General features: G+C 55.6%; 18 protein-coding genes. 10 read left to right on the top strand and 8 right to left on the bottom strand.

Annotated features, from left to right (window positions below; genetic code table 11):
- Window positions 1–26 precede the first annotated feature (26 nt).
- Complete coding sequence (locus BLP23_RS28415; RefSeq protein WP_092588070.1) at window positions 27–830, bottom strand: class I SAM-dependent methyltransferase; 804 nt, start codon at window positions 828–830, stop codon at window positions 27–29.
- A gap of 501 nt (window positions 831–1,331) precedes the next feature.
- Here BLP23_RS28415 and BLP23_RS28410 point away from each other — a divergent pair.
- From BLP23_RS28410 to BLP23_RS28395, 4 genes are all read left to right on the top strand, one after another.
- On the top strand, window positions 1,332–2,312 hold the full coding sequence (locus tag BLP23_RS28410; RefSeq protein ID WP_092588069.1) for an acyltransferase family protein: 981 nt from the start codon (window positions 1,332–1,334) through the stop codon (window positions 2,310–2,312).
- 691 nt (window positions 2,313–3,003) lie between these two features.
- A complete protein-coding gene (locus BLP23_RS28405) occupies window positions 3,004–5,151 on the top strand; it encodes a polysaccharide biosynthesis protein (protein ID WP_407691816.1) in 2,148 nt (715 codons plus the stop codon).
- A gap of 108 nt (window positions 5,152–5,259) precedes the next feature.
- Entirely contained in the window at window positions 5,260–6,537 is a 1,278-nt protein-coding gene (locus BLP23_RS28400; RefSeq protein ID WP_233426844.1) for a glycosyltransferase family 4 protein, read from the top strand.
- Window positions 6,538–7,124: 587 nt separating this feature from the next.
- Window positions 7,125–8,783, top strand: coding sequence for a GumC family protein (locus BLP23_RS28395; protein ID WP_167364016.1), 1,659 nt, complete (start codon window positions 7,125–7,127; stop codon window positions 8,781–8,783).
- Window positions 8,784–9,097: 314 nt separating this feature from the next.
- On the opposite strand, the gene BLP23_RS28390 is transcribed toward BLP23_RS28395, so the two are convergent.
- A complete protein-coding gene (locus BLP23_RS28390; protein ID WP_324613833.1) occupies window positions 9,098–10,153 on the bottom strand; it encodes a glycosyltransferase family 4 protein in 1,056 nt (351 codons plus the stop codon).
- A 387-nt stretch (window positions 10,154–10,540) separates the two neighbouring features.
- Between BLP23_RS28390 and BLP23_RS28385 the strand changes: the two genes are divergently transcribed.
- Complete coding sequence (locus BLP23_RS28385) at window positions 10,541–11,905, top strand: pectate lyase family protein (RefSeq protein WP_167364015.1); 1,365 nt, start codon at window positions 10,541–10,543, stop codon at window positions 11,903–11,905.
- Window positions 11,906–11,992: 87 nt separating this feature from the next.
- Here BLP23_RS28385 and BLP23_RS28380 read toward each other — a convergent pair whose 3' ends face one another.
- The 3 genes from BLP23_RS28380 to BLP23_RS28370 all read right to left on the bottom strand — a co-directional run bounded on the left by BLP23_RS28380 (window position 11,993) and on the right by BLP23_RS28370 (window position 15,343).
- On the bottom strand, window positions 11,993–13,168 hold the full coding sequence (locus BLP23_RS28380; protein WP_092588065.1) for a DegT/DnrJ/EryC1/StrS family aminotransferase: 1,176 nt from the start codon (window positions 13,166–13,168) through the stop codon (window positions 11,993–11,995).
- 50 nt (window positions 13,169–13,218) lie between these two features.
- Entirely contained in the window at window positions 13,219–13,920 is a 702-nt protein-coding gene (locus tag BLP23_RS28375) for a PIG-L deacetylase family protein (protein WP_092588064.1), read from the bottom strand.
- A gap of 70 nt (window positions 13,921–13,990) precedes the next feature.
- Window positions 13,991–15,343 (bottom strand): polysaccharide biosynthesis/export family protein, encoded by a 1,353-nt coding sequence (locus BLP23_RS28370; RefSeq protein ID WP_139187129.1) that lies wholly within the window; start codon window positions 15,341–15,343, stop codon window positions 13,991–13,993.
- A gap of 292 nt (window positions 15,344–15,635) precedes the next feature.
- Between BLP23_RS28370 and BLP23_RS28365 the strand changes: the two genes are divergently transcribed.
- The 5 genes from BLP23_RS28365 to BLP23_RS28340 all read left to right on the top strand — a co-directional run bounded on the left by BLP23_RS28365 (window position 15,636) and on the right by BLP23_RS28340 (window position 21,527).
- Window positions 15,636–16,949, top strand: a complete 1,314-nt coding sequence (locus BLP23_RS28365; RefSeq protein WP_092588062.1) for a UDP-N-acetylglucosamine 1-carboxyvinyltransferase — start codon at window positions 15,636–15,638, stop codon at window positions 16,947–16,949.
- Complete coding sequence (murB, locus tag BLP23_RS28360; RefSeq protein WP_092588061.1) at window positions 16,946–17,980, top strand: UDP-N-acetylmuramate dehydrogenase; 1,035 nt, start codon at window positions 16,946–16,948, stop codon at window positions 17,978–17,980. The genes BLP23_RS28365 and murB overlap by 4 nt, the downstream gene beginning before the upstream one ends.
- Window positions 17,980–18,978, top strand: a complete 999-nt coding sequence (locus BLP23_RS28355) for a glycosyltransferase family 2 protein (RefSeq protein WP_092588060.1) — start codon at window positions 17,980–17,982, stop codon at window positions 18,976–18,978. Before murB ends, BLP23_RS28355 begins: the two co-directional genes overlap by 1 nt.
- Before the next feature lie 56 nt (window positions 18,979–19,034).
- The gene (locus BLP23_RS28350; protein ID WP_167364014.1) at window positions 19,035–20,477 is read left to right on the top strand and encodes a lipopolysaccharide biosynthesis protein; all 1,443 of its coding nucleotides are present in this window, start codon (window positions 19,035–19,037) and stop codon (window positions 20,475–20,477) included.
- Between the two features lie 624 nt (window positions 20,478–21,101).
- Entirely contained in the window at window positions 21,102–21,527 is a 426-nt protein-coding gene (locus BLP23_RS28340; protein ID WP_092588057.1) for a pyridoxamine 5'-phosphate oxidase family protein, read from the top strand.
- A gap of 137 nt (window positions 21,528–21,664) precedes the next feature.
- On the opposite strand, the gene BLP23_RS28335 is transcribed toward BLP23_RS28340, so the two are convergent.
- The 3 genes from BLP23_RS28335 to BLP23_RS28320 all read right to left on the bottom strand — a co-directional run bounded on the left by BLP23_RS28335 (window position 21,665) and on the right by BLP23_RS28320 (window position 24,380).
- A complete protein-coding gene (locus BLP23_RS28335; protein WP_092588056.1) occupies window positions 21,665–22,036 on the bottom strand; it encodes a transposase in 372 nt (123 codons plus the stop codon).
- 878 nt (window positions 22,037–22,914) lie between these two features.
- A complete protein-coding gene (locus BLP23_RS28325; RefSeq protein WP_092588055.1) occupies window positions 22,915–23,910 on the bottom strand; it encodes a dihydroxyacetone kinase subunit DhaK in 996 nt (331 codons plus the stop codon).
- A gap of 59 nt (window positions 23,911–23,969) precedes the next feature.
- Window positions 23,970–24,380, bottom strand: coding sequence for a hypothetical protein (locus tag BLP23_RS28320; RefSeq protein WP_092588054.1), 411 nt, complete (start codon window positions 24,378–24,380; stop codon window positions 23,970–23,972).

Below are 24,380 nucleotides of genomic sequence, written 5' to 3'. Positions count from 1 at the left end.
GCATTATTATGCCTGCAAGGAAATGTTTAACCCCGGGTATCCTCAATATATGACCTGTCAGTGGCTCTTTTTACCATGAAACCAATATACTTGTTCCTGCTTTTCACAACGAAGTATTTATGCTGAACAGTTTCTGAGAAATGGAAGAAAGCGAGATTGTCTTGAATGTCATCGGAGATAAACACACCGCCAGGCCTCAGCGCCTGCCAGAGGCGGCTATAGCCAAACATTCGTCCTGAATAGCTTTTATCACTATCGTAGTGACACATGTCCAACGGATATAAGCGCCCTAGTGCCTTGCCTATCCCGCTGCGGTCGGCTTCTCGGATAAGTTCCCAACAATTGCGAAGGTGTGGAGGAACCGCTGCGCCAACATGTTTTTCGCTCCCAAAGCGCAGGTAGGGTCTATCAACGCTGATAAGCCTTCCCCCCCTTCGTTTGGAAACGCTCGCAAGAATAGCGAGACTGGAATCACCCAAGGCGACTCCAGTTTCAACAACCTGCTTGGCGTTCAACGATTCGGCCATGCTATAAAGGAAGGACATATCGGCTCCGCCTCCAATGTATTGGGGGGCGACACTTCGGGCCTTAGCTATTAGTCGCGCGAGTTCAGGCTGCGCATCCTCGAACGGGGTCCAAACAAATCCGGACATGACAGAAGGAAGTCGATCATATTCGACAGCCTCACTTGCACAACGAGCTTTCGCGAGGTGGCCGGTTGCCTCACCTTCAGCAGGAAACAGTGTACGGGAAACCAGCGATGGGATGGTCGGCCACAACGATGGTCGCAGAGCGTAACCGGCAACAGACTTAAACGCGGCCTTCATCATCTGCTCCTATTTCGGGCCGAGCGCGCTGGCGAATGGGGCTACAGTCAGTATATCGCAGGCCGCTGCAGACAAACGCCCCCAAGAAATTTCAGGACTATATTATTTATAGATTACTAATATGCAAGTGGGCTGGTTGCAGTATTTCCTTTGCAGTCATGTTGGACAGCCTGTTCGCGCCCTTTCCTCATCGCAGCCGCGAGCCGATCGTAACTGGGGTCGACGGTAGAGGTCAGGTAAAATCCTCCATTGAAGACGCGGCTGGCGAAAGATGTGCCATCTGCTACCCGGGCACCAAACAATTCCAGGCCGCGCTCGGATCTCGCAACCCTTGCGCTTCGTAAATCTCCGGCATGACGAGAACTTTCCGGGTTGGGCAGCATGGTCAGGTCTTTTCACCAGGTGAGCATCAAACCACGTCAACGAATTTATACCTTGGCCACCTTGACACAATGGGCCGCGACGCCGATGAATTTCTAACGTGCGCCGGGGGGCAATTGGATTATGCAACACGGCAATCAGAACGACCTAGGGCTAGTTGCAGCAATACCAGCGCGAAACACGACTGTTGACTTTTTAAGGGCAGTAAGCGTCCTTTGGATCGTTGGCGTGTGGCATCCGATAGGATATTCGCCAGTCAGGGAAGTAGGCAAGAACGCCGTGACCTTGATGGTGACGGTCGCCGCTCTGGGGCTTTTCGTGCTTCTATCTGGCTACCTACAAGGAGGCCGCGGCCGCAATCTTTTCGACTTCTATAGGCGACGTTTTTGGAGGATTTACGTACCATTCGTTGGAGCTAGCTTGATATTCCTCGTGATGAATATTGGAGATCATCTTCCGCTGATTAAAGGCGTCTTCCTGGTGGCTATGTTGGATGAACCGGCAGCGGTTACGCTGTGGTTCATCAATATGATTATGCTCTTCTACCTGTGTGCGCCAGCGCTGCTCTGGATCAGACGGAAATCACTGACGTTGTTGTTGATTGTATCAGCGATAATCCTATTGGGATTGCTGGCTGCCGACTGGTTTTGGGAGGTTCTGGACAATCGGCTGATGATCTACTTCCCCTGCTTCGTCGCTGGGATTGTTTTGTCTGGATCACCTCCGCCCAAAGCGGTCTGGCCGGTAGTGCTTGTGGCCGCTATCGCTTGTGTCGCCACGCTTTCTGCGCCGATCAATGGGACAGATATTGTCCTTTTGCCTTGGGCTGTGCTCGCCTCGGTCTCCGTGTTTTGCTTAACCACGGGGCGGCTTGACGACCTCTCGGATACGGCGACGATGTGGATTGAGCGAGCGGCCTATGCCAGCTTCTTCGCCTATCTTCTGCACCGTCCCGTATACAGGATCTTGGAAGCACTTTCGGCTACAATTGGGCTGGATCCGTTGATCCTAATTGTCGCCCTAGGGGTTCCGATAACCGCTGTCGCGGCGTACTTCCTACAGCAAGGGTACGATCGCTTGCTCGCGTCCGCTAGATTGGCGTGACGTTGGGCTTGCATGCGACTGCAACTGTTATAGCGTGATGGTCTGCTTGAGGGCCTCCTTCACGGCGATGCGAGATATAATGCCTCCGCCAAGCCCACACGCTTAGTCGCTGAGCCCCAGCGCGTATTATATCCGTACACATCATAGGTATTACCGTGAGAAGAGAACGTGAGACTTGAAACGGGAATCTCCATACGGTTGATCAACCGACAATTGCAGCGCGGTTGAACGTTCAGCGAGTGGCACGGCATTTCCTCGCATCCTGGCGGCAAAAGCACCCGCCTGCGCGAACGGAAAAACACGTTATAATTGAATTCGTCTGGAGATTGTCGATGTAATGTTAGCGCAAGCGTATATAAAACTAAATGATTAATCAGTATATCAAAGTATTAATATCAAATAGCTTTAATATAATGTGGCTTTACAAAAAAAATTGCTGATGTACCGTCCTACGATAAATAGAAGACTTGATTAAAACTGTCACGGAGACGTCACGGTACGCTTATGTTTTACCGATTAACGTCGGGATTCGCAAGGCATCGGAGTTTATCTTGCTATTCGCGTCGACGACGACGCGCGTTGCAGTTGTACGGGGGATGCATGCATGGAACGGGGCGAAAAAGTCATCTCTGCTCGGCGGCAGGAGATGGGCGCTAGACGGGACGACGTGTTGGCGGCCTGGAAGGCCGCGATTGCTTATGCCGATTCTGCGGTCAGGGCGGCGGTTCTTTTGTCAAAAAAGTCGGCCCGCTCTCACGTTCGCAAGGTTAGGCAGGCACCCTTGTTGTTTGCGACTGACCTCGTGTCTGCATGCTTTGCCCTGAGCTTTGCGTTCGTCGCGCGCTATGGATTGGAGCAGGTTCAGGCAAGTCCGGAGCTGATTAAAACGCTGTTGTTTGCGGGTCCGCAGTATCTTGCGATTTGCATCGTGGTCTTTCCCATGGCCGGCCTTTATAGCCGCAATTGGCGATACGGTTCGATCTCCGACCTTTGGACAATCCTACGGGCAGTCCTCATAACCACGGCCCTTTTGGTCTGCGTACTATTCTTCATAACAAGGCTGGAAGATATCCCGCGCGCGGCCTTGCTTCTCGAGGCGCTCCTGCTCTCACTATTCCTTTCGGCGTCGCGGCTGAGCTTTCGCATTAACGAATTGTCCCTGCCGGATAACGCCGGCTGGCTGAAGCAAGCGCCCGAACGGGAGCAAAAGATTCCAACGCTGCTGGTCGGTGCGGGAGATGCTGCGGATCTCTATCTGCGTGCCGTGAGCCGCGACCGCAGTTGCTTCCATCGTCCGGTTGCCATCATCGAGCCGACTGGCGCCTGCGAAGGGATTATGCTGCGCGGCGTACCGATAATGGGCGCCCTTACGGATTTTGAGAGGGTTGTTAGGGAACTGCGCCTCTCCAATTCCTTCCCGCGGCACCTTGTCTTCACCGAGGCACCTTCCGTGTTTGGTGAGGAAGTCTGCGAAAAGCTCATCAGACAGGCCGAAGCGCTCGGCATCGCCGTTTCCCGTTTATCGCAGATGACGGAGCTGAAGAACGCCAAGCGGGCAAACAGATTCGAACTCAAATCGATCGAGCTGACGGACCTGCTGGAACGGCCGCAGGCCGCTTTGGACAGGGATGCCATCCTGCGGCTCATCAGGCGGCGCCGGGTTCTCATCACTGGTGCCGGCGGCTCGATCGGCTCCGAACTCACGCTTCAGATCGCCGCCTGCGAGCCGTCGCAGCTCGTTCTCGTCGAAAATTGCGAGTTCAATCTTTACACAATCGACCTTGAGCTTGCGGAACGCTTCCCGACGTTGCCCCGCGCAACCTGTCTCTGCAATGTTCGGCGGGCCAACCGCGTCAACGACGTTTTCGAAGAGTATAGGCCGGAACTGGTTTTCCATGCGGCAGCGCTCAAGCACGTGCCGATGGTGGAGATCAATCCGTGTGAGGGCGCGCTCACAAACGTGATCGGCACCATGAACGTCGCCAATGCCGCCAGGCAGATCGGCGCCCTCGCGATGGTTCAGATCTCTACTGATAAAGTGGTCAATCCGACAAGCGTCATGGGAGGAACGAAACGTCTCGCGGAACTCTATTGCCAGGCGCTCGACCTCGAAGGCGTGGAGCGGGGAAGCGGGCCTCGTTACATGACCGTGCGGTTCGGCAATGTTCTTGGCTCGAGCGGCTCCCTCATCCCGTTGTTCAAGAGACAGATCGCCAGCGGCGGACCGTTGACCGTGACCGATCCCGACATGACGCGGTTTTTCATGACCATTCGGGAGGCCGTGGAACTTACCCTCCAGGCCTCCGCCTACGGGCTCGAGGGCGACATCGGGAAAGGCGAGATCTTCGTTCTGGACATGGGAAAACCGGTGAAGATCATGGACATCGCACGCAGGATGATCAGGCTTGCAGGTCTTGTTCCCGACAAGGACATAGCGATCAAGGTCATCGGGCTGCGTCCCGGCGAAAAGTGCTACGAGGAGCTTTTCGATATGAATGATACTCCGGTTCCGTCACCTGTTCCGGGGGTTTTCGGTGCAATTCCGCGGCCAGTGCCCCTTTCCAAGCTTCGCACGACGTTCGCCCGGCTGGAGCGCTTCGCCGAATTGGGCGATGCATCCATGGTGCTCGCGCTCATCAGCAGCCTTGTCCCAGGTTATGCGTGGCAGCGCCCCGCATTGGCCGGTGCGGCGCTGGCTCCAATGCAAGATGAAAGTACTCGCGAGGGAGAGGATCATGACGTGGGTCTCCCGGACAACTTACTTGCAGCTCTTGTGGCTGAGACTGATGGAGGAAGTGCTGAGGTGTCTGGGTGGGTCAGCCCATCACGGCTGCAATGAAACGCAATCAGCGGCAGGCACCGGTCGCTCCCACGAAGTTAGTCTATTGGATCTTGCTTGGAGACCACTGTGTTGAATGTAGATGCGGCACCAACGGATTGCACTCCATTGGATCGCTTGCTTTGGCGGCAGCAGGAACGAAGCCAGCGCATTCTGGTGCTGTCCAGCTATAGCCGTTCGTTGACGAATTTCCGTTTGGAACTTTTGAAATCCATGGTCCGCGCCGGCCATGTCGTGATAGCTGCAGGTCCAGAAGACGATCCGGACGTGAAGGCCGATCTTTCCAAGATCGGAGTTGAGTTCGCGAAAATCCCTATGGCCCGCGCCAGCTTGAGCCCGGTCAGGGACATTGCGACATTCCTCCAGATCCGCCGACTTATTAAGAAAATAAGGCCTGACGTCGTGGTCCCCTATACGATGAAACCGATCGTCTACGGCGGAATCGCAGCCCGCTCAGCGGGCGTTCCGAGGCGTTGCTTTCTTGTAACCGGTCTGGGGCATGTTTTTTCGGAAGCGAGCCTCAGGACTCTAAAGGGCCGTTGGATTAAACGACTGTGCGTCTGGCTTTATCAGCTGGCAATGGCGGGAGCGAAGGCGGTTTTTGTCTATAATGATGCCGACCGCTCGGACATCATTGAAAATTCATTGGTCCACAACGTTTCCGTCATTCATCGCGTTGCCGGCTCCGGCGTGGATGTCGATCACTACGCCTTCGCACCCGCCCCAATCGAAAAGCCTGTCTTTCTGATGGTGACCCGGCTGATCAAGGACAAGGGCGTCTTCGAATATGTGGAGGCGGCGCGCTGCTTGAAGCAGCATCGGCCGAATGCCGAATTCCAACTTCTCGGACCGTTTGATCCCAATCCGGGGGCAATATCGCGGCTGCAGGTTCAGGAGTGGATCGAAAAGGGGATCGTAGATTATCTTGGCGAGACAAACGATGTCCGCCCCTTCCTCGCGAAGTGCAACATATTCGTCCTCCCCTCCTACTACCGAGAGGGAATACCCCGCAGCATCCTGGAAGCGATGGCCGTCGGGCGCGCGATTATTACAACGGACCTGCCGGGTTGCCGGGACACCATCGAACCCGGCGAGAACGGTTACCTTGTCATGCCGCGAAGCGCAGGCAGCCTTTTTAGCGCCATGTCTCTGCTTGCCGACCGGCTTCGGCTGGCAGCTGAGATGGGTCGGCGTTCGCGCGAACTGGCCTGCGCCAGGTTCGATGTCCACTCAATCAACGAAATTCTCATTGATCGAATGGGTCTCTCAAATCATGACCATGCGAGCCGAAGGGCTGCAGGAGCCTGTGGGCGGGAGGCAACGCAAGCTGACGCGATCAACCAACAGCTCGATGCAACGGGGAGGGTCATCTCTTGGAGAGGGTGAAAATAACACCGCATGGGCTCGTTCCATCGCCGGCGGGCAGGCATCACAGCATCACTTATCAGCGGCGCCTGCTCCGCCCGCGTCCAGGCTATGGGGTTGTCGATCTGCTAGAATTGGTGCGCAGGCACCGATGGTCCTTTGGGTCAGTCCTTGTGGGCGGGCTGGTTCTCACAGTCTTGACCGCCGTCTTTATGACAAGGGTCTATGTTGCTTCGTCTGCCATTGTTTTCGATCGGAATGATGCCCGTCCCTACGAGGCGGTCGAGGAACTCCGCAAACAGGAGCGGGACAAATCCGTAATGGAAACGGAATTGGACGTAATCAAATCGCGGGTGTTCGTAGGCACGGTTGTGGACGCGCTCGACCTGGTGAGCGATCCCGACTACAATACCTACCTTCCGCGTCGTGACGACGAAAATGAAGGAGGTATCAGCCTTCTCGTTTCTGCCACGACCAAGTTCTTCGCCCCGAAGCAGAACCCCGACATGGTCCGCAGCCGGCTGGTTTCGAAGAGCGTTCAACGCGACAGGGCCATATCGGCACTGCTGGGCTCCTTCACCGTCGACCGCAATGGTGACAGCCTTGCGATGACGATCCAGGTGCGGCAGACAAGGGCGCTGAAGGCAGCGGCGATCGCCGACGCCATTGCTCAACATTATGTCGATTGGACTGCCAAGCTCACGGACGAAGCAACGAAGAACACGATCGATTACCTTCGAGGTCAGGCGAGGGAACTTGGCAGTCGCATAGCGGCAATGGAACGTGAGATAGCCGCGTTTTCGGCCAATCGCGATCTCACCTTCGATCCCAAGGATGACATTCTCAGGTCGCGATTGGAGCTTCTGAATGAGCAATTTACAGTGGCGAGTACTGACGAAACCGCCGCGCGGTCGAAGTATCTCGAGGCCAAAGCACTGATTGCGTCGGGCGATGTTTCGTCCGTTGTACGTGTAGTCGCGTCTGAGCCGTTGGATCGTCTTCGCACTGAGCAGTCACGCCTGGAACGACTGAAGGCGCAGCTTAGCTCTAAATTCGCCAAGAACCACCCGTTGGTCGCTGATGCCGACGCCGAACTCGAAGCCAATCGACGGATGATGACGGACGAAGCAGAACGAATTGTCCAGGAATTGGCAAATAGCGCAGAGGTCGCGGCGGTCCGCGCTGCCAAATTTAGTACCGATGTCGCGATGCTCCAGAAGCAGATACAAGGGCGAAGCCTTGCCGAAATCCGCAGGCGCGAACTTGAGAGGGACTTGCTGGCCGAACAAAAGCGTTATGATCAGGTCGTGCTTCGACTGGGGGATTTAGATCCCGAGCGGGGCGAACACAAAGCGTCAGCGAGTGTCGCGTCCTATGCGGAAGTGCCGACAAGCCCTACGTTTCCGAAGCCGGCTCTCGTTGTCGTGTCGGGGTCGATGGGTTCTCTCATCCTCGCGGTCCTGACTGTCATCATTGTCGATGTGCTGGACGATCGCCTGTATCGCTCGAACGACCTGGAAGACATTCTGGGCCGGCCGAATCTGGTGACCGTTCCGCGCGTGACCCGGCATTTCCGGGACGGTGCCAGCTCATTCGAATTTACCGTCGACAATCCAACCTCGCCCTTCGGAAAGGCAATGCGAAATTTGTGTCTTGCGTGGCGAACAATCGAACGCTCGATTGGTGGAAAGATCGTGATGCTTTGTTCACCGTCGCCTGGTGAGGGCAAGACTGCGCTCGCTCTAGGCATGGCTGCCGCGGCGGCAACGAGCAATCTTCGCACGGTTCTGGTTGACTTTGACTCATCAGCGAAAGGTGCGGGCGCTCTCCTTGGCATATCCGCGCCTCGCCTGGTGCCAAAGATCGCAGATCCACCCGATTTATGCATCTCGAGCATGACCTCGCCGGCCCATCCTCGCCTTGACGTCGTCTTCGCAAGCTTCACCGCCGACGATTCGGGACCACTTTGCTCTTATTTGCGCAAAATGTATGATTTGATCATCATCGACGCGCCTAATTTGGAAAACGAGGAAGGGGCCGTTTGGCTCGCCGCCCATGTGGATTCCATCGTTGTGGTCGTCTCGGCGGGACACACCACGGAACGAAAGCTGGTCAATGCGTTGAACCGCCTTTCGGTCAATCAACCCTTCATACTTGGAGGAGTTCTCAACCAAGCCGAGATGTCTGAAGCCGGCAATGCAACGCTGGTGAATTCCGGGCTGTGGGCGCAGGTGAAAGCGCGGTTTCGCCAGAAAGCAACCGCATAAATGAGCTTCGGATGAGAAGCCCTGGATAGTTGAAACACTGGAAACGAAGTCCATCATATCGTTCGAGAAGGTCGTAGGTCAGCGCATTGCAAAACATTCGATGGCAGAGATTGAACAACAAGAAAAGCACGCTCGTAAGGATTGCGTTTGAGCGACCCGCCATCGAAAAACAGGCTGTCGGCCGCCTGAGGGTCTCGCGCTCGAAATCCCTTGATACCTGGATCAAATGGCCGGCGACGGTCCGTTGGGGAACGCGCATTGCCGCAGATGGGCAATTCAGTGCTCACTTATGCAGGGTTTGACCAAAGCATTGATCATGCGGTTCTGCCGGTAAGCTCGCGATAGATATGCATTATTTTTTCTGTATGAGGACGAATTCCGTATTGTGCCAAAGCAGATTTTTGCGCGTTTGCGCTCACGCGCTGCCATTCAGACGGATCCTTCAAGAGCTTGACCATCGGCGGCACAAAGGCGCTCGGCACTTCGGGCTCGACCAGATAGCCGGTCTCTCCATCAACGATTGCTTCGGGATTTCCGCCGTGGTTCGTCGCGACAACTGGCGTCCCGACTAGCATCGCTTCGATGAGGGTTCTTCCGAACGGTTCGTTTATTGCCGGTACAAGTAGAATGTCCATGGCGCACATCAGACGGTTGATCGGCGAGCGGAAACCCATCAGGTGAATCGCCTTTTCTATGCCCAACTCGCGCGCACGTGCTGTCACCTCGACATCAAGTCGCTCGCCGCAATGCTTGGGCGAGCCAAACAGCAAACCTGCGACCGTCAGTTCAGGATGCTGCGCGCAAAACGCGTGTATGGCTTCGACAAAGCGGATCGGCCGCTTGCGATCGATGAGTGTGCCGAAAAATCCAATGAGGCGTGTTTTCTCATCGAGTCCGAGCTCCCGCACGAGATCCATACGGCACTCCTCTCTGTCAAGCAGGGGCTCTGGATGGTCAAAAGGACTATGGATCACCGAGGTTCGGGCGCTGATGGGTAGCAGAGGTGAGGTCGGCTTTGCATAGTTGGAGACAGTAACGATGTGACTGGCAATAACCGGCGCGAGAAGGTTTATGCCCCTTCCCGCCGGGTCCCCGCGATGGTGCCATAGTAGGCGTGCTCCGGACAGCACGGTTGGGAGCCCCCATGTCGCGTGAATCGACCCGTCGTTGGTGTGGACGATATCGGCCTTGTGCCGGCGAAGAAAACGGATCAATCGGGCGACGGTATAAAGGTAGCCTGCTGCCGCCGCGCTTCCGGTGGCGCCGCGATATCGAGGTCTGAGCACCGACACCTCCACCGTCAGATGGCCAATCTGACGCTGGTCCAAATATTTTACGAAATCTCCGTTTGGCCTATGGACGACGACCACGGGCCGCACCTCGGAGGGCTGAAGCGCTTCAATCAGCTTGATTGCTGAGATGTCGCTTCCGCCGAATTTATCTCCGACAAACGGATAGACGACGACTATTGGCCTCGAATTCATGGATTTACCTGTGTAAACCGATTGGCAATAGTATCGCCGAATGTAGCGATATTTGATATCACCCTAATTAGTTATTGATTGTACTGGAGCCCGGCCCAATTCGACAGGGCGCGCTTCGACAAGTGTTCATTCTCGTCCAGCTGAGCGGCTAACTAACGATAGCGCGAGGCACGCTCTTTTCAGCTGTTATTGGGTTGTGAAATGGTGGCTTTGGATGCGAACGGCATGGACGCAAGAGATGGTATGCATTGGCAAAGGCCCTGGTGCTCTCCAATGTTCAACGCTGCAACGTGCCTACTAGCACTCAGTTTAATCTGCCTGGAGGCTGTCGGTCACACGCAGGCGGCAAACGCAGCGTCCGATGCGTTCCCTGGTGCCGAAGGTTACGGAAAGAGTGCGCAAGGCGGAAGAGGCGGCGCGATCATCGCTGTAACAAATCTGGAAGACAGCGGACCCGGAAGCCTCAGAGCGTGCATCGAGGCCGCGGGTCCGAGAAACTGCGTCTTCCAGATTGGCGGTACGATCAAGCTCAAGCGAACTCTAATCGTTCGAAGTGACAATGCGTTAGTCTCCATCCTCGGGCAGACGGCACCCGGCGGCGGCATAGTCTTGACGATTGAGCGGCCCGACAAAAAGGGAAAAAATACGCTGCTGGGCATCAAAGGAACGAAAGACGTTATCGTTAGACATATTCGCATCCGGCCGCAGCTCCCAAACACTGTCAAAAACGTTGACGGGCTGGTCATCGAGAACAGCCAAAGGGTATACGTCGACCACGTCTCGGTTTCCTGGGCAACGGATGAAAACATCAGTACCCACGCCGACGCCACGGAGGTCACGATCGCAAATTCGATCCTTGCGGAGGGCCTCAACAAACACAGCAAATGCACGTTGCTTGGATCCGATCCACAGGCGCCGCAAAAATTGACATTTCTCAGGAACCTGTGTCTGTCGAATAATGATCGGAATCCAGACAACAATCACTTCGGACAGTCCTGTATCGAGATCGTTAATAACGTCTTCTTCAATGCGCGATCCGAGTGGGCGGAGATTTTCTCGCAATTTCCGGGGGGAACCCCGATTGCATACGCCGCGAATTATTTCAAAGCAGGCCCGAGTACAAACGATCTGACCTATGCCATTCGGTCGAAAGATGCTGCCAGGGTTGCGAATCCGCAGATCTATCAGGAAGGCAATGTAACCTGGGCGCCGCCTCCCAAGACGATCGTCACCGTGGCGCCCGATACGGAGCGCTTCCTTGTCTCCAGTCCGCCCTGCGCCTTAAGCGTGACTGCGATCGCTCCGGCAGCAAAAGCTTACCATAACGTTCGAACACGCTCGGGCGCGTTCCCGCGCGACAGTCTCGATCAGGGCTGGGCCAACGATATGGGACCGGAGGGGGAGAAGGGCGACGGCAGGATGGTAAGCGAACCCGGTCAGATTCCGTCGATGGAAACCGGGGCCCCCTATAGGGACGACGATCAGGACGGGATGGCCGACTCCGTCGAGGCCAAATTTGCCGCCAAGCCCGGGGTGAGTGATGCCTGGGCGGTGAGCAACCCTGACGGCCCAGCCCATTTCGACGAATTCATGGAGTGGCTCTCGGAAGAACGGATCGCTGGTCGGTATCCACGATGATGCAGGCGCCGACCGGCAGGAACCGGCTGGTCGGTAAGCAGGTCGCTGCAGAAGCGTCCGATCTCAGTTCTGCGGGCGACTGTTGGCTTACACCGACTTTCTGGCGCTATCGGTCGCCGCAAGGACAGCTTCCCGCAGCGCTCTGGCGTCTTGAAGAACGGCCTCTTCGCTCAAGCTGGGATCGACAAGGAGAGCCAGGCTTGTTTCGCCGAGTTTTCGCGCGACAGGCAATCTTCCCGCCGGTTGCACCAGGTTAGCGAATGCTTTTTCGAGGTAGATCTCTGAGCAGCTTCCGGCAAAGCAGGAAACGCCTGCGGTATTCAGGCTCGACAGAATCTGGTCGCGATCATGGCCTATCTTCAATCGATCCGGACGAATAAACGTATAAAAGCGGTAGTATGCATGGCGAATGCCATCAGGCGGCACCGGTGTTCGAAGAGCGTCGAGGTCGGCAGTCGCTGCGATAAGAATGTGGGCGTTTCTTTCTCGTACCGCTTGCCATTCCTTTAGACGGGCGAGTTGGTTGAGGCCAAGGACCGCCTGATACGACATCATCCGCAAGTTGGTGCCGATGGACTCGTGGAGCCATCGAAAACCGCTTCGACCCGACTTTTGCTGAATGGCATCATATGACTTTCCGTGATCCCTTCTGCTCCACGCTTTCTTCCAAAGTGCTGTATCGTTCATGGCAATGAGGCCGCCTTCGCCGCCTGTGGTGATGATCTTATCCTGGCAGAACGAGAAGGCCGCAATATCGCCGAACGACCCGACCGGCTTCCCGTGAATTTCCGCGCCATGTGCTTGGGCGCAATCTTCAATGACCCACAAACCTCTTTCGCGGGCAAAGGCCATGATCTCGGGCATGTCGCACGGCCATCCTGCAAGATGGACGGCGATGATGCCTTTGGTCCTCGATGAGACTTTCTCTGCTATCGTGGCTGTCGTGATATTCTGGCTGTCCTGATCGATATCTGCAAAGACCGGCACACCCCCGCAAAAGGGTACACAAGCAGCTGATGCGACGAAACTGCGTGGGGTCACGATAACTTCGTCCCCAGCGCCTAAGCCGAGGGCGAACAGTGCGAGTTCGAGAGCAGCGGTTCCATTTGTGAGGGCGATGGCGTGTTCAACCCCGAGCAAGGCGGCGTATGCTTCTTCGAACTGCGCGACATAGGGACCTGTCCAGGCATTGACCCGACCGGTCCGAAGCATGGAGGCGACGGCTTCGATCTGCTCTTCATCAAAAACGGGCCAACGCGCCATTTTGCCCTCCGTGTTAGATGCGATATCCGCTTCCGAAACTGGTTCCTGCGTCACAGAACCTGACGAACCATCACGAAGGCTTCCGCTGCTTGACTGAAGACGGTTGCGCCGCGCAACGTCGCTAGCGCCCTCAAGGTTTCGATAGCGCGCTCATGTGGGGTGGGCCGGAGCTGCGATTGAAAGGCCGACATCGCTTGCAATTTGGTTTCAAGATGCTCCTCGATATCGATGAAGACATGTGGAACGAAACTGGGCGTCACATAGGCCGCGTTCCAATTCGTCTCCGAGAGCGTCTCATATGCCAGAATCAATCTTGGATATTGCTCCTGATGAGGTCTTGCCGCCACGAGCGCAGACGTGAATACGATCTGATGATCGACATGCATGTCTCCGACGAAAGGGAGGAGAAGCGTTTGTGGGGAATATGCCGACACGATCTCGAACAACGCGCGGTTCAAATCGGAGACGGCCGTCTCGGCCAGACCGGCTGCAGGGAAACCCATCCAATCGGTTCTGCCGACACCAAGGATCGCGTGCGCCCGGCGCGCCTCTTCCCTCACGCGAGATACGGCCTCGGATGCGTAATGCGGCGGCTTACCCTCGGTTACGATGACGATCCGAACTTCGGCTCCTTCCGAAGCGAGCCGTGCAATTGTGCCACCTGCCCCGAGGACCTCGTCGTCCGCATGGGGGGCGATGACAAGCGTCCTACCGAAGACGTCGCTCAACATGTGCGCGCCGCCTTTTTCCATCGGTTTTCGATCCCGCGTTCATATAGAGAGGTGGCGCTGATGCTCGGGTCCACGTTCGCTCCTCGGATTGTTACATGCCCGCGATCGAGACGGCGACGACATCCCCCGGAAGCAGCTCCGTGAATGGCGCGCCATCGATCACGGTATTGACCCCGCTCTTGGGGCGGCGAACCTCGTAAGTGAAGGAGATCTGGTCGCGATCTCTTTCGTCCGCGGCTACCGAAGCAATGAGATAGAACTGCTCTTCGGCGGATTGGCGCGTGGATTCGAGCTTCTTGATCGCCGCTTCGCGCTCCTGGAGCTTCAGCAATATGTCTTTCTCCCGATCTGCCTGCAGTTTCGCGAGTTCCAGCTTGAGATTACCGAGTTCGCGTCTCGACCGGGACGTCTCCGCGTATATCTCCAGAAGCTGGGTTTTCTCATTCGAAGTCGTATTCTTGACCCGCGCGATCTCGGTCTCCGTATTCAGTTCGCGCTTGCGTAGCGCGGTCACACGTTCAAGATCTCGCTCGTTCATCTCGACGACGCCTTTTTGTTCGGTTTCAAGCTGAGCGAGAATCCTCAAACCTGCCTCTGTTTCGGCAATCCCTTGTGTCAGAATCTGGACTTGAGCCTGTGTCGTGATCAGATCGGTCTTCAGGATCTTCTCTTCGATTTCCAGCACGCTCTTGAGAGATGTTCTTTGGAGATAGGGGCGAGCGCTTTCTGGAGCGTCTTGCAAATCTATGGTTTCGGCACCGCGTAACTGGGCGGCCAAGCGCGCAGCATAAATCGCTTCATGGACGATTTCCACCTCGGCGCCGTCCATCACCCCACGCAATCGCGCGCGAGCCATGATCTTGTCTGCCGCACTCGACGCCGCCGTCAAAGTTCCACCTGCAAGGCCGACAGCCTGTTCGACCGTCAAGCCCGGATAAAATGGAAAGGATCCGGGGTTTTTGACCTCGCCCAGTACGAAAACCGGCTTGTAGGTCGCTATGTTCAAAGCAATTTTAGGATCGACCAAGATCTGCCGATTCTTGTATTCGGTGCGTAATTTTTCCAGTGCCTGGTTAACACTGAGCCCGCCGATCTCAACGCCGCCGACCAAGGGAAATTGCGCAGCCCCATCCGCATCAACTGTCAACAGGACTGGCAGTAGGGCGTCGTCAAGAAAATCAAAATTGACGACGTCTCCGGGCTGCAGCTGGTAAACCTCTGATCGCGTATCAGTCGCGACCGCAACAAGCATTGCAATGGCGACCCAAATAGCCCGGCGAGAAGCATTGCGTTCGCCGGAAACTGCGCCGCTTTTCACCCAAGGATGAGCTGACATCATGTCCCCCATTGACGCACTGGTTGTCGTGCAACCGACGTGGATTCGATCTCTATCTAAGAAAGCTGCTACTTTTAACGTCAAGTAAATAAATGTTAAACGGCGCACTCGATATTATCGAAGCGTCTATATAATTTGGGCTATGAAATGTTAACTCTATAGCCCGTCAGTATTATATTCAGCTCGATGCGCGAGGTCTGCAAGTCAATTTAAAAGTGTATTTATTGTATCGCATTATTCGGTTTTCGGAAATGTTTATTCCTTTTTAAGGTTAGATTTTTTGCCAGTAATATTCTAACATGAGGATGCGGCGTTATACCTGCGACCAGCCGATGCGCATTACTGATGCTCTGTTGAATCCTAGCCAGGCGAAATCGAGAGCTTCACCAGGAGTTGAGAGATGCTCATTGAAACCAAAGCTGAGTCGGGAGCGTATCAGCCGCTTTCTCAAACACACAGCGAACGGCACGTGTCGAAATATCGCGTCCATGCATCCCGCCTCGAAGGGGAAGTCTTAGTCAGTGGAGCGAAGAACAGTGTCTTGCGTCTTCTCGCAGCCTCGCTGCTGACATCTGGTAAAATCGAGATCTCGAATTACCCGACGATGCTCTTGGACGCCCAAGTTCATCTTGGGATGCTGGAGGCGCTTGGAAAGCATTGTGTTGTCGACGGCGACATTGCCTATATCGAGGAAATTGTTCCCCCGCCGTCGGAGTTGGTGTGGAGGGGTCGCTCAATTCGCAACACACTGTTGATATTGGGTGCCCTAACGGCTCGTACCGGAAGAGGCTCTGTGCCGCTGCCGGGGGGCTGCAAACTCGGCGAACGAAAGTATGACCTGCATGTTATGCTCTTGGAGGCACTTGGTGCGACCGTTACAGAAACAGACACCAATCTCGAAGCCTATGCACCGAAAGGTCTGACAGGCGCCGACATCCGTTTGCCGATCCGCTCAACCGGCGCTACCGAGAACGCTCTTTTGTGCGGCGCATTGGCCCGTGGTGTTACGACCGTTTGGAACCCGCATATCCGTCCTGAAATAATCGATCTGATCTCCATGCTTCGAACGATGGGCTCGAAGATCAAGGTGTTCGGTCAGGAGCGTATCGAAATTGAAGGTCGAGAAGGGCTCACAGGTGTTCGACATAGGGTCATTGGCGACAACATGGAAGCTCTAACGTGGTTGGTCGGGGCGTGCATCACGAACGGCGATGTTGAGATCCATGGCTTTCCGCTATCGGACTTGGAGGTCCCCCTCATACACCTCAAGGAAAGCGGCGCGCGTGTCTATACTGGTCAAGAGAGCATAATCGTTCGCGGCGGCAACTGTTATCCTGTGGAGATCAGTACGGGCGCCTATCCAGGGATAAATTCGGACATGCAGCCTCTCTTTGCAGCGTTCGGCGCTATGTCACGCGGAGAGAGCAAGATAATTGATTTGCGCTTTCCGGGACGCTACCTCTACGCGGAAGAGATGGGTTTGATGGGACTTGACTATTCCATCGAGGATAATCTCCTGCGCATTCGCGGCGGCACCAGGTTGCGTGGCGCGGAAGTTACAGCACGTGATCTTCGCGCAGGCATCGCCCTGACGCTGGCCGGTCTCGTCGCCGACGGAGAGACGGTCGTGCGCGATGCCTGGCAAATAGAACGTGGCTACGATCGATTCATCGAGAAAGTTACATCGCTGGGTGGGGACGTCCTCGCCGAATGAAGACAGGCGGAAATGGCGCGTTGGTCACCGTGGAACTGACTGTGGACACTCCGAAGATATCAACCAGGGATATTTCGTCGCTTCTCGGGAAAATCAGGAACGTTGAGATTTCATCTCATGTCCCGCTGAAGGATGTCGGACGATGGCAAATTGGCGGGCCGGCCGACGTCGTCGTTGAACCGCTCGATGCGCGCGCGGTCAGCGAGGTTTTGCAGTGCCTCGGTGCGGAGAGAGTGCCATTCTTGGTGATTGGCGATGGCACGAACCTTCTCTTTGATGATGCAGGTTTTCGAGGTGTTGTTCTGCGGATCGGTCGAAGAATGTCGCAGATTGAAATCAACGGCACACACGTCGTCGCTCAAGCCGGAATCTGGACTCCTGTTTTTGCCCGAAAAGTCGGATGTGCAGGATTGACAGGTGCAGAGCACACGGTGGGAATTCCTGGAACGCTGGGCGGCCTGGTTGTTATGAACGGTGGGAGCCAGAGAAAGGGGATCGGCAGCAACCTAGTAAGCGCAACCGTCGTCGACATTGATGGCAAATTGAACATCTTGGATCGAAACGCGTGTGGATTCTCATACAGAAAATCCAACCTGCAGCGGCCGGAACTGGTCCTCTTGGAAGCAGTTTTTGAGTTTGCCACCGCTAGCAAGGCGGACGTGCGAAGGAGGATGATAGAAATTATGGTGTCGAGACGAAAGAAATTCCCCCTTCGGCTCCCAAACTGCGGCTCCGTTTTCCTCAGTGACCCCAAGATGTATGACGTGGTTGGCCCTCCCGGAAAAGCGATCGAGGATGCTGGCTTGCGGGGACGTCGCATAGGTGGAGCTCAGATTGCCCCCGGTCATGGCAATTTTATCGTCAACCTCGGCGGTGCGTCGAGCTCGGATGTGCTGGGCCTGATCGATTTAATAAGAAGGACGATCTTTGAACGAAGCGGCTTTTTAATGGACTGCGAAGTTCGTCATGTTCGTCCCGACGGATTGCTCCAACCAGCTCATCTTTCGGTTCAATCAGGAAAGTGGATTTGATGCCTCGCGTGGTCGTCGTGTCCCCATACTACAACAGGGCTCAATTGGCCGATGAGACTGTCACGGCAATTCGTGATCAGACATATCAGGATTTCGAGGCTTATTTCGTTGACGATGGGTCGCAAGACGGCACCTATCAGGCGCTTTTGAAATATAAGTCGGATAAAATACACGTTTCGACGCAACGCAATGTAGGGTTTACGAAGACTATGATTGCAACTATCGATTGCACGGATAGCGAATTCATCGCGGTGCAGGGATCAGGCGATATATCCTATCCAACGCGGCTGCAGAGCCAGGTTCGATTTTTGGAAGAGAATCCCGACGTCGTTGCGGTGGGCTGCTATCGCGAAGTCGTATCAGACATAGCTTCGAGGAGTTACATCGTTAAGCCGCTCGTCCATAAGGATATAAAAGCACAACTCTTTAACGGCAATCCTTTTTCGCAGGGCGAGGTCCTTATGCGACGCTCTATATATGAAAGAGCTGGGGGATATAGACCATTCTTCGTATATCGTCAGGATCTCGATCTGTGGCTGCGCATGACGGACTATGGGAGTATGGCCGTCGTTCCCGAGATTTTATACAAGGCTTGGAAGCGCAAGGATTCCGTAACCGGCGATCCGCGCAAGTTGGCAGTGGCGATGAGCTGCAGAGATTTCGCCTTGTATTGTGCGCGAGAGCGCATGGCAGGGAGGCCCGATCCCTTGGACATGAATGGGCCGATTTCCGCGTTGATGCGGCCGCGGTCAAAGGATCTCGCGACAAGCCTCGCCTCAGAGGCGAGGCGGCGAGCCTTAATTGGGCTGGAAGATGATGCAAGGCATTTGCTAAAGGCAGCTTTTAACGAAAAGCCAGTCATCTCAGCTTGGTTTACGCGCGTCATTTTATTCGCGCCATGGCTGAGGCCACTGGCTCCGCTTGCCAATCGTCTTATGCGCCTACTCAAAGGCTGGGCGGCAGCTCCCCGCGCGGACAGGGCCGCTCGATCTAGATGATTTCGTCAGAGCCCGGGAACAAAGGTCTCAGCCACAAAGTCCGATCCGAGGTCGCGATGACCTCGATATTCCAAGGCGCAGGCATAGCGATCGACTTGGCTTACATGGCCATTCTATCACGCCTGCTGTCGCCAGCGGATTTTGGCATCATGGCAACGGCGATCTTGTTCCTCTCATTTTGCAATCTTCTGCGTGAAATCGGAATTGGCGCGACGATCGTTCAATTGCCTAGCCTCACAGAAGTTGAGCAGCGGACGGCACTCACGTTAGTGCTGATCTCGTCTGCCATTCTCTTCCTTTTGGCGCAGGCTTGCGCTGCGCCATTTGCTCGATTCATGAACATGCCCGCTTCGGAAGATGTTGTTAGAGTATTGTCGTTCATAATCATCGTTCAAGCATTTACCTCGATATCTGAGGGCCTGCTCTTACGCCGACTGGAGATGCGCCGTATCCGAATGAGCGAGATTGCGGCCAAGACACTCGCATACGGCACGACCGGCATCGGTTTGGCATTTGCGGGCTTCGGATATTGGGCCCTTGCTGCGGCGTCGATATGTGAGGCCAGTTTTCTGTCCTTCGTTCTGGTTTATGCCGCTAAACCGAATCTTCGACCGATATTTGATCGTCAATCCAGCCGTCGCCTTATGGGAAAGGGATCGGGCTTTACTGCATCACGTGTAATCAACTTTATCGCGCTTCGCGCAGACATCACCATCGTCGGCCGATCTTTGGATGCAGTTCACCTTGGGCTCTACTCACGAGCATATCGTCTCATGAGTCTTCCGACGGACGTTTATGCCCGTATGGCGGATCGGGTCGTTTTTCCTGCGATGGCGCAAGTGCAGTCTAACCCAGAGCGGCTCAAGAAAGCATACCTGCGAGGCGTTGGTCTAACCGCTCTTTTTGGAATGCCAATGAGTGCAGTGATCTATATTCTCGCTCCGGAAATTGTTTTGACCCTGCTCGGAAAGCAATGGGAGAAGGTAATCCCCGTGTTTTCCTTTCTCGCTATCGGAATGTACTTTAGGTTGGCTTCACGAGTGAGCGGGTCTCTGCTGCGCGCAACCGCGGCCATGCGCGCGCTCATATTATCGCAAGCTGTTTATGCGTGCCTGACAGTTTGCGGCACTTTGTTAGTTGTAGGGTATGGACTATCAGCAGTGGCGACAGCAGTGGGACTTGCAATTTTTGTATATTTTTGCGTAATCACCGCGTTTGCCTGCCAAGCAGCCCGCGTCTCGCTTATGGAATTAATCATAGAGCATCGATACGGTATGCGTGTATCGGCTATGGTTGGCATTCCTTGCTTTGTCATCGCTTACGTGCTGCGGCTCGAAAATGCGCATGCGAGCATCGTACTATTTTCCGAGATCCTGTTTCTGTGCCTCTTTTCGCTTTGCTTCGCATATCGCCTGCCGATCAATCTGATTGGCAAAGAGGGTGCTGAATTTAGCGGCCATATGCGCAGTGCAATTCGTTCATTGCTGCGCTCTGGTTGAAATGTTTCATCGCCTTTGTGGGCGTCTTTCGCCGCCTCCAGAAGGCACACGCGACGGCTGCCCGCTATCGCCCGGTTCTGCGCTGAAAGGGCCGCGATCTGCTCGTATGCTCCGTAAGTGGTGTGCCACGCGCACGTTGAGAGAAAACCTAGATTCGGCGTTGAGGACCAGAACCGAGTGGCATGGCAACTATGCGCCAAGAGCGGTCATCCCCATGCAGGTGAAGCAACGTCCTGTCGGCGATCTTGCGTTCTTTTAGAACCTTGACCGTCTTCATGATGTTCGGCGCAGGACCCTGCCGGCCGATGACGTGGGAGAGCACCTCTGCAACCACTTCCTCGCTTGCATGCAGTCTGAACTGCTGAGGCGCGCACGAAGCGGAACAAAACCACAATCAGTCCGCTCGAGGTCCAGGTCACGGTCTCGACGACCATCGAACGAGGGGGAGCAATGTGTTAATCGTCCTGGAAGGCACGAGATTAGAGCGGACGCATCAATGGCTGGGTCGGGTGGTGAACGCATATCTCGCAAGCTCGCGGCGCTGGCGGCCAAACTCCGCTGAGGCCGGCGGGCTGTCGAATGGGACTGCACAAAAATCGAGAATACTCACTGAGGGACGAGACAATGGACGATTTTCATACGAAACGCATGATCCTTGAATTCCTGAGAAAGCACACTTTGGCGGTCATCGCGACCTGCCATCGTAATGGAACGCCGGAGGCTGCTACGGTCGACTTCTCGGTGCGCGACAATCTTGAGATCGTGTTCAGCACTTTCAAGGACACGCGAAAGTTCGACAATCTCGCGGAGCGTCCCGGCGTCGCGTTCGTAGTCGGATGGAACGACAATATCACGGTTCAATACGAGGGTGAGGCAACAAGGGTTCCTACCGCGGATATCGAACAATACCAGGAAGCTTATCTCAACAGCGTTCCGGCCGACAGGGAGTTCATCGAGAGAGGGGCCGTGATGTTCAAAGCGACGCCGCGGTGGATTCGATATTCCGATTTCAACAAGGAGCCTCCCGAGCTGATCGAGATTCAATTCTGAAAGACGCAACGGCTTCGGGTCGCCGTCCGAGGGCGTCGGCTAAATCGTGACACCCGCCTTGAGGGCAAGATAACCTAGAGGATCGCGGAGGGTCGGCTTCGTTGCCACCATGATCCGCACGCGGTTCGACGGGAAGATCATGCCGAGGCCGGAAACGCACGGGCGACAGCCACGATCCCGGCGGCGGACGCGCCTTCCTCCAGGCGGATGGTGACAGAACCAAAGACGATCTCAGGGCGGCTGGGCGCTGCATCGGACGTTTCGACCACCATCGCCGCGAATTCCATCGGATCCTCGGGCGCAGGCAAAACCAGCTTGCCCTGCCGCGCCACCGTGCGCCACGAAGACAGATGGTTAGGCTTCAGCCCATAACGCTCCGCCACATCGTTCACCGTCACGCCCGGACGCAGACTCTCCGACACGATCCTGGCCTTCACCTCGTCCGGCCACTGCCGATGACCATCACGTCCGGACCTCCTGGTCGTGAGAACCTCCAACGTACTCTCCATGGAGAAACTCCCTTCGGTCTTCCATGGAAAGCCCATCACAGATCAAGGCAGGCAGAACAACGTGGCAGCAAAACACCGATTACTATGCTCCATTTACAAGAGACATACGAAATTTCAATCGGCCAAGGCCGACGCCGCCGGATCGCGTTTGGGGTGTGTGCCGGCAGAATCGTGATCCGTTGTCCGCCAGAATCAGAAAATCCGCTCTTGCCAGAAATGACCGCTCCTCCTGTCGATCTCTCGTAAACGGTGTTCCGGGGTCACGGCTTCGAACGGTCGGTTCACAGACGAGAAACATCTTCATGTGAAGTTTCGTAAATGTGGACAGTAACTGATCTCATACCGTGGGCACTTGCGCTGCTTCCCGCTCTTTGGGAATTGCGCAATGTGTGGAGACGGCATGGCTGGATTTTGGGAGCCTGTGCTGGCTCAATCGTCTTCGGCGGCATATTAGTCTGGGTTTATGTTGTCCAGCAGTCAGTCCACAATATGGACTATGGCGCGCTAGGTGTTGTGCAATCGCTCGGTTTGCTACTTGGACCACTTGCTGCAGCCATCGTTATCACCAGGAGGACCACCTTGGCTGCCGGAGTTTTTGCTGGGCTAGCTGTTGGATTCTGCGTGTACGTCGCCACTGCCACCATTGGAATTGGCATCTACGGCGAGTGAAGCCCAAGCGGTTCTATTAGGCTGCGGGTTTGAGCTTTGCGGCATAGACCCACGGCAACAAAGGTCGCAAGCTCTCCGAAACGATCCATGCCTTAACCTCGTCAGGCCGTTGCCCATGCCTCCCGCCGCCAGCCTTGCCGGTCGCGAGAACCTCCAATGTACAATCCATGGGAAGATCTCGGCGAACGCGGACACGGCGGCATGCCCTGTCACGGCGACACATTCAGCGCTGCCGTTGCCACCGGCGAGTCCCATAAAGCGATCTCGTCGTCGGTCAGCAAAGCCAGTGTGACCGACAGGCCCTGCATATCGAGCGAGGTAACATAGGTGCCGACCAGCGCGCGTTTGATGTGAATCAGCCGCTCTTCCATGAAACGGTGAGCAGCGTTGTAAGCAAGGTAGAGTTCGGCCGGCGGAGTGCCGCCAAGGCCGTTGACAAAGAGCAAGGCCTTCGTATCCGGCAGGATGGAGATGTCTGCGCAGATTGTTTCGCAAAGATGACGGATGATGGCGTCGGCGGCCAGGAGGGGTTGTCTCGAATGGCCCGGCTCCCCATGGATGCCGACGCCCATTTCCATTTCGTCTGTGTTGACTGAAAATGTCGTGCGCTGGATCTGTGGTATCGTCACTCCGCTAAGCGCCACCCCCATTGTTCGGATACGTCCGTTCAGCCGGTCGCCGATCCGCTTCAATTCCTCGAGCGGCAGGCCTCGTTCAGCAGCCGCACCGACGATTTTCTCGACGACCAGTGTGCCTGCGACGCCGCGGCGTCCTCTGCCTTCGCCGGTTCTCGCCGTCTCGATATCGTCGCTGACGATGACAGTTTCGATCCTGTGCCGGTAGGCGACCATTTCTATCGCCATCTCGAAGTTCATGATGTCGCCGTCGTAATTCTTGATGATGAGCAGGCATCCGGCGCCTGTGTCCGCCTCCTCTATGGCGCTTATGATCTGGTCGGGCGTCGGCGAGGTAAAAATATGCCCGACGCATGCCGCATCCAGCATTCCCTTGCCGATAAATCCGATATGCATAGGCTCATGACCGGCGCCACCTCCGGAGATGAGTGCGACCTTACCCGGTGTGAAGTGTCGACGGCGGACGCATTTTCGCCCTGCGCCGAACACGACGAATTCCCCATGGGCGCGCACGAAGCCTTCCAGGCTTTCGGCGACCATGGTTTCCGCAGTGTTCATGAATTTCTTCATCCAGCCCTCCCCAAGGCGGCGATATGTTTGCGGTCCTCAGCCGATCCGCGAAATGCCGATCAATCCGTTCCTGTGGAAAGCGCGGCGATCTTCTGCACCAAATCAGAGATCGTCTCCTCCAGCAGGCGGTTCTTCCTCTCGTCGCCGAAATCGGGAACCATGATGGAAAGTTGCCGCAACTTTTCGGAATAGCCAAGCTCCGGAAGTTTTCCCGGATGCGCCGTTTGATAGGCATTCAGGAAACGCTCCTGTTCGGTGGAACTGAAGTGGCAAACCCGAAAAATCGTCGCCAAATGCCGGGCCGGCAGCGGCGTCGCATAGGTCGGGCTTGTGATCTGCGTAACGAAGCTTCGGTGTTTTCCGAGCTCCGTGGCAAGCCGCTGGCGTGTCCCGGAGGGGCGATTGTCGATGATCTGCGCCAGGATGGACTTGTAGGCGATAATGGCGTCTTCGGTGTCGTCGCGCGCCAT

The organism is Rhizobium mongolense subsp. loessense (genome assembly GCF_900099775.1).
Taxonomy (GTDB): Bacteria; Pseudomonadota; Alphaproteobacteria; order Rhizobiales; family Rhizobiaceae; genus Rhizobium; species Rhizobium loessense.
Note: the sequence above shows the minus strand (reverse complement) of the source record. Positions and strands in the feature narration are given on the sequence as shown.

Excerpts from the sequence above, each read along its gene's own strand:
- BLP23_RS28415 (WP_092588070.1), bottom strand. The coding sequence starts at position 830 with ATGATGAAGGCCGCGTTTAAGTCTGTTGCCGGTTACGCTCTGCGACCA.
- BLP23_RS28410 (WP_092588069.1), top strand. The coding sequence starts at position 1,332 with ATGCAACACGGCAATCAGAACGACCTAGGGCTAGTTGCAGCAATACCA.
- BLP23_RS28395 (WP_167364016.1), top strand. The coding sequence starts at position 7,125 with ATGACGATCCAGGTGCGGCAGACAAGGGCGCTGAAGGCAGCGGCGATC.
- BLP23_RS28385 (WP_167364015.1), top strand. The coding sequence starts at position 10,541 with ATGTTCAACGCTGCAACGTGCCTACTAGCACTCAGTTTAATCTGCCTG.
- BLP23_RS28380 (WP_092588065.1), bottom strand. The coding sequence starts at position 13,168 with ATGGCGCGTTGGCCCGTTTTTGATGAAGAGCAGATCGAAGCCGTCGCC.
- BLP23_RS28375 (WP_092588064.1), bottom strand. The coding sequence starts at position 13,920 with ATGGAAAAAGGCGGCGCGCACATGTTGAGCGACGTCTTCGGTAGGACG.
- BLP23_RS28365 (WP_092588062.1), top strand. The coding sequence starts at position 15,636 with ATGCTCATTGAAACCAAAGCTGAGTCGGGAGCGTATCAGCCGCTTTCT.
- murB (WP_092588061.1), top strand. The coding sequence starts at position 16,946 with ATGAAGACAGGCGGAAATGGCGCGTTGGTCACCGTGGAACTGACTGTG.
- BLP23_RS28355 (WP_092588060.1), top strand. The coding sequence starts at position 17,980 with ATGCCTCGCGTGGTCGTCGTGTCCCCATACTACAACAGGGCTCAATTG.
- BLP23_RS28350 (WP_167364014.1), top strand. The coding sequence starts at position 19,035 with ATGACCTCGATATTCCAAGGCGCAGGCATAGCGATCGACTTGGCTTAC.
- BLP23_RS28340 (WP_092588057.1), top strand. The coding sequence starts at position 21,102 with ATGGACGATTTTCATACGAAACGCATGATCCTTGAATTCCTGAGAAAG.
- BLP23_RS28335 (WP_092588056.1), bottom strand. The coding sequence starts at position 22,036 with ATGGAGAGTACGTTGGAGGTTCTCACGACCAGGAGGTCCGGACGTGAT.
- BLP23_RS28325 (WP_092588055.1), bottom strand. The coding sequence starts at position 23,910 with ATGAAGAAATTCATGAACACTGCGGAAACCATGGTCGCCGAAAGCCTG.
- BLP23_RS28320 (WP_092588054.1), bottom strand. The coding sequence starts at position 24,380 with ATGGCGCGCGACGACACCGAAGACGCCATTATCGCCTACAAGTCCATC.